At 65.0% G+C, this 1,791-nt stretch carries 2 pseudogenes; both read right to left on the reverse strand.

The window, feature by feature from the left end:
* Window positions 1–1,452 (reverse strand): annotated as a pseudogene (locus tag RMO04_RS20905) (NADH-quinone oxidoreductase subunit M); the annotation flags it as partial.
* Window positions 1,449–1,791, reverse strand: a pseudogene (locus RMO04_RS20910) (NADH-quinone oxidoreductase subunit L); the annotation flags it as partial. The pseudogenes RMO04_RS20910 and RMO04_RS20905, both read right to left, overlap by 4 nt.

A 1,791-nucleotide genomic window follows, 5' to 3' on the forward strand; every position in this document is an offset into this window, starting at 1 on the left:
TCGACCGAGGCTTGGGTCAGATCGAGGACGGCGGCCGGATAGACGCCGAGGTACAGGGTGGACGCGATCAGCGGGGCGAAGATCGCCACTTCTCGCCAATCGAGATCGGTGATGTCGGCCAGCGTTGGATTGGTGATCTCACCGAAGATGACCCGGCGGTAGAGGCTGAGCGCATAGACCGCCGAGAAGATCACGCCGGTGGCGGCCACGACCGCCGTCCAGGTAGACGCCGACCATGGTGGTGATCTCACCGATGAAGCCCGAGGTGCCCGGCAGGCCGACATTGCCCATGGTGAACAGCATGAAGGTCGCCGCATACCAGGGCATGCGATGCACGAGGCCGCCATAGAAGGCGATCTCGCGGGTGTGCATGCGGTCATAAACGACGCCGACGCAGAGGAAGAGCGCGCCGGAGATCACCCCGTGGCTCAGCATCTGGAAGATCGCCCCCTGGATGCCCAGCGCATTGCCCGCGAAGATGCCCATGGTCACGAAGCCCATGAGGGCCACGGACGAATAGGCGATCAGCTTCTTGATGTCGGTCTGACGGAAGGCGACCAGCGAGGTGTAGACGACGGCGATGACGCTGAGCGCGAAGACCAGCGGGGTGAAGTAGTCCGAGGCTTGCGGGAACATCGGCAGGCTGAAGCGCAGGAAGCCGTAGCCGCCCATCTTCAGGAGGATACCGGCCAGGATCACCGAGCCCGCTGTGGGCGCTTCGACGTGGGCGTCGGGCAGCCAGGTGTGGACCGGCCACATGGGCATCTTCACCGCAAAGGAGGCGAAGAAAGCCAGCCACAGCCAGGTCTGCAGCTCGGGCGCGAACTTGTAGACCATCAGCTCGGGGATCGAGGATGTCCCGGCGATCCCGATCATGGCGAGGATCGCCGCTAGCATCAGGACCGAACCTAGCAGGGTGTAGAGGAAGAACTTGTAGGCCGCGTAGACCCGGTTCTTGCCGCCCCAGATGCCGATGATCAGGAACATCGGCACCAGGCCGAACTCGAAGAAGGCGTAGAACAGCACCAGGTCCAGGGCGCAGAACACCCCGATGACCAGGGTTTCCAACACCAGGAAGGCCACCATGTATTCCGGCACGCGCTTCTCGATCGTCGTCCAGGAGGCGGCGATGCAGATCGGCAGCAGGAAGGCGGTCAGCAGCACGAACAGGATCGAGATCCCGTCCACGCCCATGCGGTAGTGGATGCCCGCGAACCAGGCCGCGTCCTCCACGAACTGGAAGCCCGGATTGGCCGGGTCGAACTCGGCCACCAGCAGCACCGAGAGCGCCAGGGTGGCCAGGGTGGTGACGAAGGCGATCCACTTGGAGGCGCCGACGACGCGGGCCTCGTCCTTGGAGGCCGCGCGCAGCAGCAGGATGGCCGCCACGCCCAGCAGCGGGGCGAAAGTGATCAGGGAGAGCATGCCGGTCATCGGTTCGTCCCCCCTCAAGCCCAGGCCCAGAGCGCGTAGGACAGCAGTCCCGCCACGCCGAGCAGCATCACGAAGGCATAGTGATAGACGTAGCCGGTCTGGGCCCGGCCGGTCGCCCGGCCCACCGCGTAGGACACCGCCGAGACACCATCAGGGCCGAAGCCATCGATGATCTTCTGGTCGCCGCCCTTCCAGAAGAGATCGCCCAGAGCCTTGGCGCCCTTCACGAAGGTGGCCTGGTAGAGCTCATCGAAGAACCACTTGTTGTAGAAGAAGACGTAGAGCGGCCCCCCGCGGGCGGCCAGCCGCGCCCCCAGGCCCTCGCGCAGCAGATAGACGTAGGCCGCCGCGGCTAAG

This window comes from Phenylobacterium sp. (assembly GCF_031412415.1).
Taxonomy (GTDB): domain Bacteria; phylum Pseudomonadota; class Alphaproteobacteria; order Caulobacterales; family Caulobacteraceae; genus Phenylobacterium.